The organism is Clostridiales bacterium (assembly GCA_030016385.1).
Taxonomy (GTDB): domain Bacteria; phylum Bacillota; class Clostridia; order Clostridiales; family Oxobacteraceae; genus JASEJN01.
The window spans coordinates 21,334-38,911 of sequence record JASEJN010000029.1 but is presented as its reverse complement, the minus strand read 5'-3'; the positions used below and the strand labels follow the sequence as shown (position 1 = coordinate 38,911).

The 17,578-nt window shown below is 39.4% G+C and carries 16 protein-coding genes, 1 other RNA gene and 1 other annotated feature; all 17 genes read left to right on the top strand.

Annotated features, from left to right (window positions below):
* The first annotated feature begins 153 nt into the window (after positions 1-153).
* The 17 genes from scfA (at position 154) to QME45_08250 (ending at position 17,543) form a co-directional block, all read left to right on the top strand.
* Positions 154-294, top strand: coding sequence for a six-cysteine ranthipeptide SCIFF (scfA, locus tag QME45_08330; GenBank protein MDI6618670.1), 141 nt, complete (start codon positions 154-156; stop codon positions 292-294).
* A gap of 137 nt (positions 295-431) precedes the next feature.
* Positions 432-1,796, top strand: coding sequence for a thioether cross-link-forming SCIFF peptide maturase (gene scfB / locus QME45_08325; protein ID MDI6618669.1), 1,365 nt, complete (start codon positions 432-434; stop codon positions 1,794-1,796).
* Between the two features lie 102 nt (positions 1,797-1,898).
* Positions 1,899-3,125: a protein translocase subunit SecD gene (gene secD / locus QME45_08320; GenBank protein ID MDI6618668.1), complete on the top strand. Its 1,227-nt coding sequence runs from the start codon at positions 1,899-1,901 to the stop codon at positions 3,123-3,125.
* A gap of 15 nt (positions 3,126-3,140) precedes the next feature.
* Positions 3,141-4,028 (top strand): protein translocase subunit SecF, encoded by an 888-nt coding sequence (gene secF, locus QME45_08315; protein ID MDI6618667.1) that lies wholly within the window; start codon positions 3,141-3,143, stop codon positions 4,026-4,028.
* Between the two features lie 264 nt (positions 4,029-4,292).
* Entirely contained in the window at positions 4,293-6,743 is a 2,451-nt protein-coding gene (gene recJ, locus QME45_08310) for a single-stranded-DNA-specific exonuclease RecJ (protein MDI6618666.1), read from the top strand.
* Positions 6,733-7,251 carry an adenine phosphoribosyltransferase gene (locus tag QME45_08305; GenBank protein MDI6618665.1) on the top strand — a complete coding sequence of 173 codons (519 nt, stop codon included), beginning with the start codon at positions 6,733-6,735 and terminating at the stop codon, positions 7,249-7,251. Before recJ ends, QME45_08305 begins: the two co-directional genes overlap by 11 nt.
* A gap of 36 nt (positions 7,252-7,287) precedes the next feature.
* On the top strand, positions 7,288-9,462 hold the full coding sequence (locus QME45_08300) for a bifunctional (p)ppGpp synthetase/guanosine-3',5'-bis(diphosphate) 3'-pyrophosphohydrolase (protein ID MDI6618664.1): 2,175 nt from the start codon (positions 7,288-7,290) through the stop codon (positions 9,460-9,462).
* An 11-nt stretch (positions 9,463-9,473) separates the two neighbouring features.
* Complete coding sequence (gene dtd, locus QME45_08295; GenBank protein ID MDI6618663.1) at positions 9,474-9,923, top strand: D-aminoacyl-tRNA deacylase; 450 nt, start codon at positions 9,474-9,476, stop codon at positions 9,921-9,923.
* 12 nt (positions 9,924-9,935) lie between these two features.
* Positions 9,936-10,562, top strand: coding sequence for an MBL fold metallo-hydrolase (locus QME45_08290; GenBank protein ID MDI6618662.1), 627 nt, complete (start codon positions 9,936-9,938; stop codon positions 10,560-10,562).
* 83 nt (positions 10,563-10,645) lie between these two features.
* Positions 10,646-10,825, top strand: a complete 180-nt coding sequence (locus QME45_08285) for a hypothetical protein (GenBank protein ID MDI6618661.1) — start codon at positions 10,646-10,648, stop codon at positions 10,823-10,825.
* A gap of 156 nt (positions 10,826-10,981) precedes the next feature.
* Positions 10,982-11,214, top strand: a binding site (T-box leader).
* A gap of 90 nt (positions 11,215-11,304) precedes the next feature.
* On the top strand, positions 11,305-12,564 hold the full coding sequence (gene hisS, locus QME45_08280) for a histidine--tRNA ligase (GenBank protein MDI6618660.1): 1,260 nt from the start codon (positions 11,305-11,307) through the stop codon (positions 12,562-12,564).
* Positions 12,565-12,577: 13 nt separating this feature from the next.
* Positions 12,578-14,371: an aspartate--tRNA ligase gene (aspS, locus tag QME45_08275; protein ID MDI6618659.1), complete on the top strand. Its 1,794-nt coding sequence runs from the start codon at positions 12,578-12,580 to the stop codon at positions 14,369-14,371.
* A gap of 95 nt (positions 14,372-14,466) precedes the next feature.
* Positions 14,467-14,643: non-coding RNA, 6S RNA (gene ssrS / locus QME45_08270), on the top strand.
* 40 nt (positions 14,644-14,683) lie between these two features.
* Complete coding sequence (locus QME45_08265) at positions 14,684-15,463, top strand: tRNA threonylcarbamoyladenosine dehydratase (protein ID MDI6618658.1); 780 nt, start codon at positions 14,684-14,686, stop codon at positions 15,461-15,463.
* A complete protein-coding gene (locus QME45_08260) occupies positions 15,460-15,732 on the top strand; it encodes a metal-sensitive transcriptional regulator (protein ID MDI6618657.1) in 273 nt (90 codons plus the stop codon). The genes QME45_08265 and QME45_08260 overlap by 4 nt, the downstream gene beginning before the upstream one ends.
* A 17-nt stretch (positions 15,733-15,749) precedes the next feature.
* Positions 15,750-16,988, top strand: coding sequence for a serine hydroxymethyltransferase (glyA, locus tag QME45_08255; protein ID MDI6618656.1), 1,239 nt, complete (start codon positions 15,750-15,752; stop codon positions 16,986-16,988).
* A 231-nt stretch (positions 16,989-17,219) separates the two neighbouring features.
* Entirely contained in the window at positions 17,220-17,543 is a 324-nt protein-coding gene (locus QME45_08250) for a hypothetical protein (GenBank protein ID MDI6618655.1), read from the top strand.
* Positions 17,544-17,578 lie beyond the last annotated feature (35 nt).

Genomic DNA, 17,578 nt, shown 5'->3' with positions numbered 1-17,578 from the left:
GCCTTAGAACTTACAAAACTTGAATCTGGCGAATGAGTGTTCAAAATGACATAAGTTCATATTGCGAATCGAGGTATATATCAATTCATGCTTTTACTGATGGCGCAACTATGCTATAATTTAACAGGATGCAATATCAAAGGAGGTAACATAATGAAACATATTAAAACAGTAAATGCAGGCACTTTCAAAGAGAGTTTGAAAAAGCCCGGATGCAAGGAATGCGCAAATTCATGCCAGTCGGCATGCAAAACATCTTGCACAGTTGCAAATCTTGCCTGCGAGAGGCAGTAAGCATTTTAAAAGGGTGCATCCCATCGAAAATTGCTGCCAGGACCATTTAGAGCAGCAATTCAAGGATGCATCCTTTATTATTTGCTTTAAAATTTCCAAAGATGACGATTATTTAGATTCCATGGGGGGCTTTTAAATTGGCGATTGTACATAAATTTGAGATGAACGGTATGAAAATGGTGCTTGATGCAAACAGCGGCGCTTTTCATATCGTGGATGGATTAACATATAGAATACTGGATTATTATAAAAAGATGCCCGTTTATGACATTGTAAAGGCATTATCGAAGGAATATGATAAAAATGATATTATCGATGCCTGTTCAGAATTAAAGGAACTTGAAAATGACGGGCTTTTATATACTGAAGATAAGTATAAAGATATAGTCTTAAAAAACAATCAGCAATCTTATATAAAAGCGATGTGCCTCAATATATCCCACGACTGCAACTTAAGGTGCAAGTATTGCTTTGCGTCAAAAGGCGATTACAGGGGCAAAAGGGAGCTTATGCCTGAAAGTGTGGGGAAAGCAGCCATAGATTTCATAATTAAGAATTCAGGCCCCAGAAAAAACCTGGAGATAGATCTTTTTGGCGGCGAACCGCTTATGAATTTCAACGTAGTAAAGTCCGTGGTTTCATATGGAAAATCGCTGGAGAAAAAATTCAATAAATCCATACGTTTCACGATCACTACAAATGCAACGCTTTTAAATGATGAAATCATCGATTTTCTTGATAAAAATATGGTAAATATCGTATTGAGCATTGACGGCAGAAAAAATATCAACGATGCCGTGAGAGTAAGGGTTGATGGAAGCGGAACTTACGATGATATCCTTCCGAAAATCAAAAAAATGGTAAGCAGGAGGAGCAAGGGCAAGCAGTATTATGTAAGGGGAACATTTACTTCGCAGAATCTGGACTTTTACAATGACGTAATGGAGCTTGCAAATTCTGGATTCAAGGAAATATCCATCGAGCCTGTAGTGCTTCCTGACGATGATCCACTTTCGTTAAAAAGGGAAAACTTGGGCATAATATTCAAGCAATACGAGAAAATAGCAAATGAAATCCTTCGCAGGAATAAAGAAGGAAACGGTTTTAAATTTTACCATTTTGCGATAGACATAAACGGAGGGCCATGCATTTATAAAAGGGTTTCCGGATGCGGCGCGGGTTTTGAGTATATCGCGGTAACTCCAAATGGTGATATCTATCCTTGCCACCAATTTGTAGGAAACGAGAAATATAAGATGGGTACTGTGTTTGATGGCATCAAAAATAAAAATATAGGTGTGGAATTTAAAAAGGGGCATATTTACAATAAACCGAAATGCATGGATTGCTGGGCAAAGTTTTATTGCAGCGGGGGATGCCAGGCTAACAATTATAATTTTAACGGCAATATTTTAGAGCCCTATGCGATAGGATGTGAACTCCAGAAAAAGAGGATCGAATGTGCGCTTATGATAAAAGCGGCTCAGCAGGAACTCGTTTGAGGTAAAACACGCCATATTGTTGCTTTTCCACTGTATTGACTATATTTTTTATGTATAATATAATAAAAATTATGATTGAAAAAAAGCAAGGGGGAAAAACCAATGAAAGAAAAAAGTCCTTTTATTTTTACCTTATTACTGGCTTTGATAATCTTTTTAGCTTATCTGGCGGCTTTCGGGCTGGATTTTGGCACATTCAGGATACTTCCCATGGGAAAATTGATAAAGCAAGGCCTTGACTTAAAAGGCGGCGTATATGTTGTCGAGGAAATACAGGATAAAAATATACAGTCCGATACTGTGGATGCGACAATTCAGCAAATAAAAGAGCGTGTCGATAAGTTTGGAGTTGTAGACCCTACGATAGTTAAAGAGGGGACGAGAAGGATCAGGATAGAAATACCCGGGATATCCGATCCGCAGAAAGCTCTCGAACTTATAGGCAAGACGGGAAATTTGAGGTTTGTAGGCCCTGACAAGTCGGAAATACTGACAGGGAAAGATGTTAAGAATTCATTTGTATCTTTTGATGAGAATAACCAACCACAGGTTGCTCTCCAACTTAACGACAGCGGCAAGACCAAATTTGCGGATGCCACAGAGAAGTTCATGAACCAGGAAATTTCCATTTATCTTGATGAAGACCTGGTGCAGAGTGCTACTGTCCAGGCGCACATAACGGACGGAAATGCAGTAATAACGAACATGAAGTCCAACGAAGAAGCCACAAGGGTTGCTTCGCTTATCAAATCCGGGGCGCTTCCCGTAACATTAAAGGCTGAAAATGTGAGGACGATAGGCCCTTCACTTGGGGCTGATGCGCTATCAAGAAGTATTACGGCAGGTGCCGTAGGTATATCTCTTGTTCTTTTGTTCATGCTTTTGTACTACAGGCTGCCAGGCTTTGTAGCGGATATGGCGCTGGTGGTTTTCATACTCCTTGATCTGCTTATATTTGTAGTATTCAATGTAACTTTGACGCTCCCTGGAATATCAGGTTTCCTTCTTACCATAGGTATGGCCGTCGATGCAAATGTACTTATATTTGAAAGGATAAGGAAAGAGCTGAAGACAGGGAAGACCCTTCATGCTGCGCTTAATGCAGGATTTCACAGGGCGATGACATCGATAATAGATTCCAATGTTACAACGATTATCGCAGGGATTGTCCTTGCAATATTAGGTTCTGGACCTGTCAAGGGATTCGCGGTAACTTTGATAACAGGTGTCGTGGCGAGCATGTTTACGGCAATCACAGTTACAAAATTCCTGCTGGGGCTTGTCATAAACATAAAGGTATTCGACAATCCTAAGTATTTTGGCGCTTAAGGAGGGTATATGGACATGTTTAAAATAATCGAAAAGACTAAAATCTGGTTTACTTTTTCCATTTTAATAATATGTGTCGGTATGGGCTTTTTGGCTGTGAAGGGGCTTAAGTATGGAATAGAGTTCGGCGGCGGTGCCGTGCTTCAGGCAGACCTTAAAAAAACAATCAATTATGAAGATATAAGTTCCATAAGGCAGATGACTTCAAAATATACGGACGATGCCCAAGTGAGCACTGTAGACAGCACCGGTATAGTCATAAGGAGCGGGAATCTGGCAAATGAACAGACTCAAAAAATGGAGCAGCTGAAAGCCGATATAAGCAAAAAGTATAATATCGACCCTAACACATGGACGACCGAGAGCGTCGGCCCATCCGTCGGCAGGGAATTAAGGCAGAATGCCATACTGGCTATTGTAATCGCATCAATTGCTATGCTTTTGTATGTGGCAGTCAGATTTGAGATAAGGTTTGGGGTGGCGGCAGTACTGGCGTTGATTCATGATATATTGATAACGCTGAGCGTATATGCAATACTGCAGATCCCAGTAAACAGCTCTTTTATCGCAGCGATACTTACAATCCTTGGTTATTCGATAAATGATACGATTGTAGTGTTCGACAGGATAAGGGAAAATATGAGATTCATGAAGAGGGTAAGCTATGAGGAACTTGCTGATGTAAGCATAACGCAAACAATGGCCCGTTCGATTAATACTATTTTGACGACGCTGTTCACTATTACCGCTGTTTACTTTATCGGCGTCAGCGCTGTAAAGGAACTGGCGCTGCCTCTTATAATAGGAATAATAAGCGGCTGCTATTCTTCGATATTCATAGCAAGCCCAATCTGGGTATTATGGAAAAATGCCGATAAACGTAAAAGCCTTGCAAATGCATAAATATATTTGAATTTTATAAGGCACAGCTTTCGTTTCAGGTTCGATTTTATGAAACTTAAGTTGTGTCTTTCTTCATGCTGCATTCTCATTATTACATGCACATATTGCAGGCTTTGGAACTTACAAAGCTTGAATCTGGCGAATGAGCGCTCAAAATAACATAATCTCAAATTACGAATTGAAGTACATTCTATTTTACGCTTTACATGCAATACTGTATAAAATATAATGATTATGTAAAAAAAAATTTTTCGGAGGGCTAACATGCAAAACAAAAAACGCTGGGTAATACTTGATAGACCTAGTGTTGAAGATGAAATATTTTCTGATGAATGCAAATTAAATCCTGTTATATATAGAATATTAAAAAACAGGGGGATTAAAAGCAAAGAGGAAATAAAAAGATTTCTTTCACCAAGTATAGAGGATATGCATGATCCCTTTCTTCTTCCAGATTTTAAAGAATCGATAGAAGTTATAAGGGATGCATTGAACGGCAATAAAAAAATAGTTATATATGGCGACTATGATGCGGATGGCGTGACAGCCGCATCCATATTATATAAATCGTTTGCGCTCATCGATAAAAATATAGAATATTATATACCGGACAGGGTCGACGAGGGATATGGGCTTAATATGAATGCCGTTGAAAAAATAGCGGATATGGGTGTAGAACTTATAATAACCGTGGATTGCGGCACGACATCGAAAGAAGAAACAGAGTATTGCAAGGATAGGGGAATACCTATAGTGATTACCGATCATCATGAATGCGGAGATGTCATACCCGATACTTTAGTCGTAAATCCCAAAAGGCGCGATTCAACATATCCCTTCCGGGGTTTGTCGGGAGCAGGAGTCGCCTTCAAGCTTTTGCAGGGCTTGAGCAGGCATTTCGAATTTGACCCGTATGAATATGTCGACCTTGCTGCAATAGGGACCGTAGCTGATATAGTGCCCCTTGTCGATGAGAACAGGGCAATCGTAAAGTATGGGATGGAAAAGATCAAGAATAAATGCGGCGTGGGGATAGACGCCCTTGTAAAAGTTGCCGGTTTAAAAAAAGAAGGCTTATCGAGTATTGATTTGAGCTATGCGGTATCTCCGAGGATAAATGCTGCAGGGAGAATAGAAAAGGCCGATATGGCCGTAGAGTTGTTTGCAACGGATGATGCAAATAAAGCAGGGGAGCTTGCCGCAAGATTAAATGATACAAACAAAAAAAGGCAGCAAATAGAAGATGTGATACTGCATGAGGCTGATGATGAGATCGTAAATGCAGGGTATGACAAAGACAGCGTTATTGTAGCAGGCAAGGCCGGATGGCATATAGGTGTCGTGGGAATTGTGGCATCAAAGCTGGTGGAAAAATACTATAAACCGGTCATACTTTTATGCGATGAAGGCGAAACGTCAAGGGGGTCTGCAAGAAGCGTACCAGGGTTTAACATATATGAAGCGCTCTGCAAATGCTCCGATTGTCTTATAAGGTTTGGAGGCCACGAACAGGCGGCCGGCATTACGATAAATACCGGCAATATCGATAGCTTTAGAAAAGCGATAAACGATATCGCAAAGGAAAATATATCCACAGCTTCTATGACAGAATGTATGAATGCCGATTGCGAAATAGGGCCTGAATTTATAAACACAGAATCATATGATAATATAGACAGGCTTCAACCCTTCGGGAATGGAAACCCTGTTCCCGTATTTGTCATAAGGTCGGTGCTTATAGAAGATATAAGGACCGTGGGCGCAAAGAGCAACCATTTGAAACTAAAAATACGGTGCAAAAACAGGATATACGATGCAATCGCATTTAATATGGGTTATAATATAGATAATTTTTCAATTGGGAATAATGTAGATATCATGTTTGAAATAGGCAAGAATATCTGGAACGGGATGGAAAACCTGCAGCTTATAATAAGGGACATTAAAAATTCCGAGTTTAAACCTGTTGAAAATGAATATTGCAGAAGCTTGATAAAATTTTTGCGCTGTTATTCAGACGATGATGGAGATTATGGTACTGAAGATGGAAGCGTCGTCTTAAATAATAAATCTTTAGATGAGACAATGAGGTATGCAGCATCCGACAGATGCAATCTGATATTTGTAACGAGGAAAGATACGGTGGAACAGGTATTGGAGTATAAGGACCTTTTTGATATAGACTACAATGAGTTTAAGGAGAATCATGATAAAAAGCCGCATATAATTATTTGTCCTGTACTTAAGGATATTCCTGAATTTGTTACCGATATTTATATACTGGATGGTTTTATGGACTGTTCCGTAATAAATAAATCCAAAGACATAAAATGGCATGTGTATGAATCAAACAAGAAAGCCGACGAGTTGTTCTTATCTTCCCTGATACCTGACAGAGAAGATTTAAAAAAGGTTTTTATATACTTGAGGGAAGCTATAAAACGCGGGGAGCATAGATTTACCTTTAGAAGGATTTCAATTTTATTGACGTATAATATATTGAAAATTTACTTTTCCATAAAAATATTATGTGAACTAAATATTATACTGGCGGCAGCAAAAAACGATGGAAATATAAATATCGATATAATACCATGCAGTAAGAAGGATATAAATGATTCCAACGTAATAAAACTAAGCAAATTGATACAGCTTAAGCTAAACAAAAATTATAAATTCATACAAGATTTAAGGGGGAAAGACAATGGATATTAAAGAAAAAATCAGGGTAATTGATGGATTTCCAAGAGAAGGTATAAGTTTTAAGGATATAACTACTCTAACCAAAGATGGCGCTGCCTTTAAGTACACTATTGACGAAATGGTAAAAAATTTAAAGGGTAAGGATATAGACCTCGTAGTCGGACCTGAGGCCAGGGGTTTTATAATAGGCGCTCCTATTGCATATGCACTGAATGTAGGCTTTGTGCCTGTTAGGAAACCTGGAAAGTTACCGGCTGAAACGAATAGAATAAAATATGAGCTTGAGTATGGGTCTAATGAGCTTGAAATTCACAAGGATGCTATTAAGGCAGGGCAAAAGGTTGCAATTGTAGACGATCTTCTGGCTACGGGCGGAACCATACTTGCCGTTGCCAAACTGATAGAAGGCCTTGGAGGAAAAGTTGAAACGATAGATTTTATAATAGAGCTTACGGATTTAAAAGGTAGAAAAAAACTGTCGGGTTACAATGTAAATTCGCTGATACAATACAATGTATAGGCCATTTTAAAGGTATAAATATAGGAGAGGGCAAATATGCTTCAGGAACTACTTGATAAAATTAAAGAATATAATTCAAAATGCGATATTGAACTTATAAAAAAAGCATATTATTTTTCTGAAAAGGCTCATAAAAATCAGAACAGGGATTCAGGCGAGCCATATATCACTCATCCCGTGGCGGTAGCCTGCATACTTATCGAACTCGGGCTTGATTCCAATACTGTAGCTGCCGGCCTTCTCCATGATGTAATTGAAGATACTGATTATACTTATGATGATATAAAGCAAAACTTCAATGAAGAAATAGCATATCTTGTGGATGGTGTAACCAAGCTCGGCAGAATAGAATATAAAACGAAAGAGGAGCAGCAGGCTGATAACATAAGGAAAATGTTCCTTGCGATGGCTAAGGATATAAGGGTGATACTCATAAAACTTGCCGATAGGCTCCACAATATGAGGACATTGAAGTACCGTTCGCCTGAAAAGCAGAAATCCACGGCTCAGGAAACTCTTGAAATATATGCTCCAATAGCCCATAGGCTTGGAATATCAAAGATAAAATGGGAGCTTGAGGATTTATCCTTAAGGTATCTGCATCCAAAAGAATATTATGAACTGGTTGAAAAAGTCGCCCAAAAAAGAAATGAAAGGGAAAAGAGCATAGACAGGATAGTAACTACATTAAAAGAGAAGCTTTCCACGGCAGGGATAAAGGCCGATATAGACGGGCGCCCCAAGCATTTTTACAGCATATATAAGAAAATGGTTTTTAAGAATAAAACTTTTGAGCAAATATTCGATTTGCTTGCCGTAAGGATTATCGTCGACAGCGTCAGAGATTGCTATGCTGTACTCGGCATCGTCCATACGCTGTGGAAGCCGATACCTGGAAGGTTTAAAGATTATATAGCCATGCCCAAGCCGAATATGTATCAGTCGCTGCATTCGACGGTTATAGGCCCGGGCGGCCAGCCCTTTGAAGTACAGATAAGAACATGGGAGATGCATGCCACTGCCGAATACGGTATTGCCGCTCACTGGAAATATAAAGAAGGCATATCGAAAGAAGACGATTTTGACAAGAAACTTACATGGCTTCGAGAAATACTGGAATGGCAGAACAATCTGAAAGACGCAAAGGAATTTATGGATGGCCTTAAGATAGATTTGTTCAACGACGAGGTTTTTGTGTTCACGCCGAAGGGGACTGTAATCGATCTTCCTGCAGATTCTACGCCGATAGATTTTGCCTACAGAATCCATACGGATATAGGCAACAGATGCATAGGCGCAAAGGTAAACGGTAAAATGGTACCGCTGGATTATAAGTTAAAGACAGGTGAGATTGTAGAGATACTCACGACTTCGGCCGATAGAGGTCCAAGCAGGGACTGGCTTCAGGTTGTCAAAAGCTCCCAGGCAAAAAGTAAGATAATGCAGTGGTTTAAAAAACAGAAGAAAGAGGAAAACATTGCAAAAGGCAAAGAGCTTCTGGAAAGGGAAATAAAAAGGGAAGGCTTTTCATACAACGAGCTTGCGAAGCAGGAATGGCTTGAATTAATCTTAAGAAAGTTAAATATGCAGCATATTGAAGAGCTATATGCTGCCCTTGGATATGGCGGCATTTCTGTCTTGCAGATTGTGACAAGGCTTAAAGAAGAGTATGCAAAAACCATAAAGAATGACAGCAATGACTGGAGAATACTTGAAAAGAGCACGAGTGAAGACAATAAACCCAAAAAGAAGCGTGACAGCAGCGCAGGAGTGAGTGTGAAAGGCATAGATAATATACTTATAAGATTTGCAAAATGCTGCAATCCCGTACCCGGCGATGAAATAATAGGCTATATAACGAAGGGAAGAGGGGTATCAATCCACAGGAAAGATTGTATAAATATCATCCAGCAGCTAAGGGAGAATGATGAGAGGATGATAGAGGTAAGCTGGACAAAGCATCATGGTGCAGGTTATCAGGCAGAGCTTCAGATAGAGGCAAATGACAGGTACGGACTGCTCTCCGAAATAACAAATGCGCTTACGGTATCAAAAATAACCGTTACAGCCATCAATGCCAGAACTGTCAAAGATGGAACAGCGTACATCAATCTCACTCTTGAAATAAATGATACCGAGCAGCTTCAAAAGATCATAAAGGATCTAAAAAAGATACGTAACATTAACGATGTATACAGAACAGGAGCATAGGGTGATTTTATATGAGAGCAGTTGTGCAGAGGGTAAAATCCTCGGAAGTCTTAACAGGTGAAAAGGTTATAGCAAGAATAGGAAATGGGTTGAATGTCCTTTTAGGAGTAGAAGAAGGGGATACCGACGATGATATTGAGTATATGGCGGAAAAAATTGCCGGATTAAGGATATTCGAAGACGATAAGGGCAAGATGAATCTTTCGTTATATGACACAGGAGGAGAGATATTGGTAGTATCCCAGTTTACTCTCCTTGGAGATTGCAGAAAAGGCAAACGGCCGAATTTTATGCATGCGGCAAAGCAGGAGTATGCTTTGAATATTTATAATGAATTTATTATGAAGTTAAAAGATATGGGCCTTAAGGTGAGCACGGGGATATTCCAGGCAATTATGCTGGTGAAAATAGATAATGACGGACCCGTAACGATTTTGATCGACAGCAGAAAAAGATTCTAAGGAGTGGTCTAGATGAAAGCAATAACCAGGCCGGCCGGGGTTTACTATGCTAATTGCTATTTAGTTTATGATGAAAAAAGCAATGAGGGTTTTATAATCGACCCTGGAGGAGACGCTCCAGAGATTATAAAATTGATAAAAGAAAACTCGATTAAGGCAAATTTTATCATATTGACCCATGGGCACTTTGATCATACCGGCGGCGTAAATTATATAAGGAATTTGTTAAAAATACCGGTACTCATGAACAAAAAGGATTTTAAATTTGTGTCCGGAGCATTTAAAACTCTTCCTTATCTGCCGGAGTCGGATATAATAACGGTCGATGGGTTTGTAAAAGAGGAGGATATTATCCAATTCGGGAATGAATGGGCAAGTATAATTGAGACGCCCGGACATACGCCGGGGGGTATATCGATTAAGATCCAAAATTGTATTTTTTCAGGAGATACGCTTTTTAAGGATTCTATCGGAAGGTCGGATTTTCCGGGCGGCTCTTCTGAAGACATGATAAATTCACTTGAGAATAAATTGTTCATATATCCCGATGAAACGGTTGTTTATCCCGGGCATGGCATGAAGACGACAATTGGGAATGAAAAGAAAAATTTTTATCAACTGAATACTTTTGAAGATTAAGGCGTTTATTATAGTTTATGATTTATATTACTGGATAAACTATATTTGTGCTGTAGAAAATATGAGATCGGGAGGTATTCATTATGAAAAAGAAAATCAACTTTGCCAAAAGCGATGGATCGGAGGATATGCCAAGCCTGGATTATGATGATTATGCCGATATGTTTGAAGGCGGAATGACTGACAGCGAAATATCAGGGGAACTGGGCGTCGATGAAAAGTATGTTAAAAAGATAAGGAAAGAATACTTTAATGATTTCTAATCGGGAGTATTGGATATTATTTGAAGAATATTAAAAATGTACTTTTTGACCCTTTGACCCAGAAATTATTGACATAACTCAAAATTAATACTATAATTAACTAAATTTATTAATATTGGTGTGAATACTCGTGGCTTCAGTCATGAGAGGTTCAAAATAAAAGCGATGAAGAAGAATAGTAGATAATGTTTCCTACAGGGAGTATGTCCCGCGATTGAGAGGATATACAGGGGGTAAACATATCGAATGACACTTCTTAGCAAAACGGCCGAAAATATATTTTAAATTTCTTTTGCGTATACTATTAAGCCGTTTCGTATATCTGCGTTAAAGATAAGAGTGGGGTTTTTATCCAATCAGGGTGGTACCGCGGATCTTCCGTCCCTTTGTTTTTGAAGGGCGGGAGATTTTTATTTTTATGATAATTAATACTGACGAATTCGGCAGCATTAATTATTGATTGAAGGAGGATTAATTTTATGTTAACGAAAGCTCCAAGGGGAACAAAGGACATACTTCCGTCGGAGACAAGGACATGGCAATGTATTGAAAGCCAGATAAGACAATTATGTGATATTTACGGATTCTTTGAAATAAGGACTCCTACTTTTGAGCATACCGAGCTTGTGCAGAGAGGCGTAGGAGAAACGACGGATATAGTGCAAAAAGAGATGTATACATTTTTAGACAGAAGCAACAGGAGCATTACTTTAAAGCCGGAAGGAACGGCTCCCGCAGTAAGGGCCTTTATCGAAAATGGTTTATATAATGATGCACAACCTACAAAATTATTTTATATAACGCCGGTTTTCAGATATGAGAAGCCACAGGCGGGGAGGCTGAGGGAACATCATCAGTTCGGCATCGAAGAGTTTGGAGATAAGGAACCTTCCGCCGATGCGGAAGTCATAAGCACTGCCGTTGAGTTATTCAAAAAATTAGGGATTAAGAATCTTGCGATAAATATAAACAGCATAGGATGCCCTGTATGCAGGAAAAAATATAATGCTGTTCTCAAAGGATATCTGGAATCGAAAAAAGATTCGCTATGTGAAACCTGTAAAGAGAGGCTTGAAAGAAATCCGCTCCGAATACTGGATTGCAAGATCGACAGGGATAAGGATGTATTGAAGAAAGCTCCGATTATCCTGGATTATCTCTGCGACGAATGCAGGGATCACTTTGAAAAACTTAAAGTATATCTTGATATATTGGGATATGAATATAAGGTAAATCCCATGATCGTCAGAGGGCTTGATTATTACACCAAAACAGTGTTTGAAATAATATATAATGGCAAAACTGTCAGCGAGACTATATGCGGCGGAGGACGTTATGACGGACTTATTGAAGAATGTGGAGGACCCTCCATGCCCGCAGTCGGATTCGGAATGGGAATTGAAAGGCTGATAATGGTACTAAGCGAAGAAGGCATATTGCATCCCTCTGAATATAGTTTCGATATTTATATAGCCTCAATTGGCGACGATGCTGAAATGAAAGCATTTAAAATCATTTCAGACCTCAGAAGAAACGGCATATCTGCCGAAGGAAACCATATGAAGAGGAGTATAAAAGCTCAGATGAAATATGCGAATAAAATAAATGCAAAATATACGGCAGTAATCGGAGATAATGAAATAAAAAGCGGTTATACAAAAATAAAAAATATGAAAGATGGAACTTTTGAAGAAATAAAAATATCGGATATAGTTCCTTATCTTAAAAATTTATTATAGTGGAGGTTAAGTCATGGGAGAAAAGCTTGAAGGATTAAAGCGTACCCATATGTGCGGCGTACTGAATGAAAGCAATATAGGTGAGAATGTAACGGTGATGGGCTGGGTGCAGAGAAAAAGGAATCTTGGCAGCCTGATATTTATCGATCTTCGGGATAGGACCGGCATAATACAGGCGGTTTTTGGAAATGAGATAAATAAAGAGGCATTTGAAAAAGCAGACAGGGTTAAATCCGAATATGTGCTTGCAATAACAGGGAACTTGGTAAAAAGATCATCCCCAAACTATGATATTCCTACGGGAATGGTTGAAATATCGGCTAAAAGCATCAAAATATTGAGTGAATCGGAAACGCCACCCATATATATAAAAGAAGGTCTGGATGCATCTGAAGGCATTAGGCTGAAATACAGATATCTTGATTTAAGGCGGCCCGATATGCAGAGAAATCTTATAGTGCGGTACAAGACATCCAAGGTTATAAGAGATTTCATGGACGAAAACGGATTTCTCGACATAGAAACCCCGATGCTTACAAAGAGCACTCCCGAAGGTGCCAGGGATTACCTTGTGCCCAGCAGAATCTTTCACGGGCAATTTTATGCTTTGCCCCAATCGCCCCAGTTATTTAAGCAGCTGCTTATGATTTCAGGATACGACAGATATTATCAGATCGTAAGATGCTTCAGGGATGAGGACTTAAGGGCGAACAGGCAGCCAGAGTTTACCCAGGTTGATATGGAAATGTCCTTCGTAGATATAGAAGATGTGATAGAAATAAATGAAAGGCTCATTAAAAAGATATTTAAAGAAATACTGGGCATGAACGTTAAAATACCTTTTGACAGGATAACTTATAAAGAGGCTATGGAAAGGTTCGGCTCGGATAAACCGGATACCAGATTTAAAATGGAGCTTAAGTGTTTAAACGACATACTAAAAGGGACAGGATTCAAAGTATTCAAGGATGTATTGGATTCAAAAGGTGATGTAAGAGCAATAAATGCAAAGGGCTGTGCAAACTTTGGCAGAAAAGAGATAGACAGACTTTCTGAATTTGTAAAGACATTCAAAGCAAAAGGGCTTGCGTGGATAGCATTAAAGGGAGGAGAAATAAAATCCCCGATTGCAAAATACTTGACTCAAGAGGAACTAAATGGAATATTAGAGAGGATGGATGCAAAGGATGGAGATTTGGTGCTGATTTGTGCAGGCAAACCCAAAGTGGTTTTTTCATCCCTCGGTCAGCTTAGAATAGAAATAGCCAAGAAAACAGGTCTTCTGAAGGACAATAAAGAGTTCAATTTTATATGGGTTACAGAATTTCCTCTTCTTGAATACAGCGAGGAGGAGGGAAGGCTTGTTGCGGTACACCATCCTTTTACAGCCCCGATGGATGAGGATCTGGATATCCTGGATACCGCTCCTGAAAAAGTCAGGTCAAAGGCTTACGATATAGTGCTTAACGGGGAAGAGCTTGGAGGAGGCAGCATAAGGATCAATGACATAAAGCTTCAGGAAAAAATGTTCAAAGTACTTGGATTTACTATGGAGAGAGCCTGGGAAAGATTCGGATTTCTTCTCGAAGCCTTCAAATATGGCGCTCCACCTCATGGCGGACTTGCATACGGTTTTGACAGGATGATAATGTTTCTCGTAAATACCGACAACATAAGGGATGTAATTGCATTCCCCAAGACAAAGGATGCATCCTGTCTGCTTACGAACGCACCTTCCAGCGTTGATGAAAGCCAGCTTAAAGAGCTTGGAATAAGCATTGTCGGAAAAGAAAAAATAAATTCATAAAAGGTTCTATTTGATGTATAATAAAGTTAGATAAAATGTCATAAAAAATGTCCGACATCCCGCCGATTTCATACGTTTTGCCTGGGATGCAGATTAAAATCCTGCTGTGTACGTTTTTATGGTGGTGTTATGAGCCAACACTTATGAAAAGGGAATCCGGTCTCTGGATATGGAATGATGTCCCTATTTAGGGAAACAGGAAGTATTCAGGAGGATACCCACCTGCTGGGAGCAGGTTCAAACGAACCATATGACGGCATGGCGGGATTTTTTAAGTAACTTTTTTGGGGAGAATTTTAGGAGGAATGCTTTATGCTTAATGCTTTTTCGAGAACGGAATTGTTGATAGGCAAGAAGGCATTGGATAAACTTAATAAGAGTACAGTGGCCGTATTTGGAATAGGCGGCGTAGGTTCCTATGCCGTTGAAGCTCTTGTAAGATGCGGGCTTGGAAGAATAGTCCTGGTCGATGACGATAGGATTTGCTTGACAAATATAAACAGGCAGGTCCATGCCACAATAAAAACAGTGGGGAAGCTAAAGACTGAGGTCATGAAAGAAAGGGCCCTTGAAATAAATCCCAAAGTGGTTGTCGATACATACCGGTGTTTTTATACCAAGGAAAATTCAAGCGAGCTTTTAAAAAATGATTATAATTATGTAATTGATGCTATCGATACTGTAACTTCCAAGATAGATATGGTGATTAAATGCAAGCAGCTCGGGATACCGATAATAAGCAGCATGGGTGCGGGATGCAAACTTGATCCCACAAAATTCAGAGTTGGGGACATATATGAAACGACGATAGATCCTCTCGCAAAAGTGATGAGAAGAGAGCTAAGAAGAAGGGGAGTCGATTCGCTCAAGGTTGTTTATTCGACTGAGGAACCGTTGAAATTGCAGGATCAACTGGAAGCTTCCTGCAAATATCAATGCATCTGTCCCCCGGGGACAAAGAGAAAATGTTCCATAAGAAGGCAGATTCCAGGAAGCATATCGTTTATCCCATCGGTTGTCGGGCTTATTATTGCAGGTGAGGTTATCAAGGATATTATCGGTTACCATGCTCGCGAGGATGGAGGTGTATGATGAATAAGGATTTATCGAAAGAGGATATAAAAAATAGATTGAACAGGATCGAAGGGCAGATAAGGGGAATACAGAAAATGATAGACAACGGAGAGGTATGCAGCAATATATTGATCCAAATAGCTGCTGTAAGAGCGGCTATCAACATGGTTGGAGGGCTGATACTCAAGAATTACGCACAATCCTGTATAAAGTCTGCCGCAGTAAAGAATGATGAGAATAAATCGATAGAGGAATTGATAGATACGATAATAAAATTTACAAAGTAACAAAGGGGATGTTGTAAATGATGCTTGATGAACTGCGAAAAAAAGATACGGAAATTTATAAATATATAGAGAAGGAGCTTAAGAGGCAGCAGGATAATATAGAACTTATCGCATCCGAAAATTATACAAGCAAAGCCGTTATGGAAGCCCAGGGATCCGTGCTTACGAATAAATATGCCGAAGGTTATCCGGGCAGGAGGTATTACGGAGGATGCGAGTTTGTAGATGAGGTTGAAGATATTGCCCGTGAAAGGTTAAAGAAACTGTTTGGAGGCGAACATGCAAACGTACAGCCGCATTCAGGATCCCAAGCCAATATGGCCGTCTATTTTGCGTGTCTGAAACCCGGAGACACCGTCCTCGGTATGAATCTTTCCCATGGGGGGCATCTGACTCACGGCAGCCCTGTCAATTTTTCAGGCAGGTTATATCGATTTTATTCGTATGGCGTTGATGAAAATACGGGCAGAATCGATTATGACGAATTAGGGAAAATTGCCGGGCAAGTCAGGCCAAAGCTCATAGTGTCCGGTGCAAGTGCTTATCCGAGGATAATCGATTTTAAATCGATAAGGGAGATATGCGACAGAGTTAATGCGCTTATGATGGTTGACATGGCGCATATTGCAGGTCTTGTGGCGTCAGGGCTCCATCCCAATCCTGTTTTGTATTCGGATTTTGTTACTACTACGACCCACAAGACTTTAAGAGGGCCGAGAGGCGGAGCGATAATCTGCAAGGAGAAATATGGCAAAATTATCGACAAGGCTGTTTTCCCCGGAATACAAGGTGGTCCTTTGATGCATGTCATTGCTGCAAAAGCAGTATGCTTTAAAGAGGCGATGTCCCCAGAATTTAAAAATTACCAGATACAGATCGTCAAAAATTCGAAGGCTTTAGCAGAAGGACTTTTAGAGCATGATTTCAAGCTTGTTTCGGGTGGAACGGATAACCATTTGATTTTAGTAGATTTAAGGAATAAAAATATAACCGGTAAAGATGCTGAAGATCTTTTGGGCCAAGTAAATATAACTGTAAACAAAAATACAATACCATTTGATACTGAAAGTCCATTCGTAACAAGCGGTATACGTCTGGGAACTCCTGCAGCGACTACCCGGGGATTCAATGAGGCTGACATGAAAGAAATTGCAGGTATAATAAACGGCGTAATCGAAAACAGAAATAATGATCTTTCAAAGTATAAGGACGAAGTAAAACATCTATGTGATTTGCACCCCCTTTGCTATGATTAAAATGCAGATTTTCAATTGCTGCATCCTGAACTTGTGTATTTATGGAACAAGTTTATACTGCAGCGATTTAAAAAATACATATATTTCCCAGGAAATTTATACCATATGAACTATATGCCAGGGTAAAGTTCTCAATATGAATAACAGTCCATATCGTGAACAGTGATTTTGCTAAATAATGTCTTGAATATGAGTGGGTAAAATGTGCAAAATACATCATGAGGTGATTTTATGTTCAACTATAATGGACAGTACCCTTATGGGCCTGGTGGTATTTTGCCGATAATACCGGTAATACCCGATATGGATCATGATATAGGCTTGAAAATGCCTCAGGACGAGTTGAATGTCTATGTAAATGGAGATTTTGTGGGGAAAAAGACACTCGTCGCGCAGGGTGACGGCGGGGTTAATTCTGTAAAAGATTATTTAAAAGAAAATGGTTTTTATGATTTTAAATATAAAGTTATTGGAGACAACATCTATATAGGTTCTGCCGGGGATAATTCCAGAGATATTAAAAACCATTTGAGAGTGTATCTTAGCATAAGGTAGGGGGGCTTTTTAAAAGCTCCCTTTTTACATAGTTC

What these genes read in the sequence shown, in the direction of transcription:
- secD (MDI6618668.1), top strand. Translation starts at nt 1,899, where the DNA reads ATGAAAGAAAAAAGTCCTTTTATTTTTACCTTATTACTGGCTTTGATA.
- recJ (MDI6618666.1), top strand. Translation starts at nt 4,293, where the DNA reads ATGCAAAACAAAAAACGCTGGGTAATACTTGATAGACCTAGTGTTGAA.
- QME45_08260 (MDI6618657.1), top strand. Translation starts at nt 15,460, where the DNA reads ATGATGAATAAGGATTTATCGAAAGAGGATATAAAAAATAGATTGAAC.
- QME45_08305 (MDI6618665.1), top strand. Translation starts at nt 6,733, where the DNA reads ATGGATATTAAAGAAAAAATCAGGGTAATTGATGGATTTCCAAGAGAA.
- QME45_08265 (MDI6618658.1), top strand. Translation starts at nt 14,684, where the DNA reads ATGCTTAATGCTTTTTCGAGAACGGAATTGTTGATAGGCAAGAAGGCA.
- glyA (MDI6618656.1), top strand. Translation starts at nt 15,750, where the DNA reads ATGATGCTTGATGAACTGCGAAAAAAAGATACGGAAATTTATAAATAT.
- aspS (MDI6618659.1), top strand. Translation starts at nt 12,578, where the DNA reads ATGGGAGAAAAGCTTGAAGGATTAAAGCGTACCCATATGTGCGGCGTA.
- secF (MDI6618667.1), top strand. Translation starts at nt 3,141, where the DNA reads ATGTTTAAAATAATCGAAAAGACTAAAATCTGGTTTACTTTTTCCATT.
- QME45_08290 (MDI6618662.1), top strand. Translation starts at nt 9,936, where the DNA reads ATGAAAGCAATAACCAGGCCGGCCGGGGTTTACTATGCTAATTGCTAT.
- QME45_08250 (MDI6618655.1), top strand. Translation starts at nt 17,220, where the DNA reads ATGTTCAACTATAATGGACAGTACCCTTATGGGCCTGGTGGTATTTTG.
- scfA (MDI6618670.1), top strand. Translation starts at nt 154, where the DNA reads ATGAAACATATTAAAACAGTAAATGCAGGCACTTTCAAAGAGAGTTTG.
- QME45_08300 (MDI6618664.1), top strand. Translation starts at nt 7,288, where the DNA reads ATGCTTCAGGAACTACTTGATAAAATTAAAGAATATAATTCAAAATGC.
- dtd (MDI6618663.1), top strand. Translation starts at nt 9,474, where the DNA reads ATGAGAGCAGTTGTGCAGAGGGTAAAATCCTCGGAAGTCTTAACAGGT.
- hisS (MDI6618660.1), top strand. Translation starts at nt 11,305, where the DNA reads ATGTTAACGAAAGCTCCAAGGGGAACAAAGGACATACTTCCGTCGGAG.
- QME45_08285 (MDI6618661.1), top strand. Translation starts at nt 10,646, where the DNA reads ATGAAAAAGAAAATCAACTTTGCCAAAAGCGATGGATCGGAGGATATG.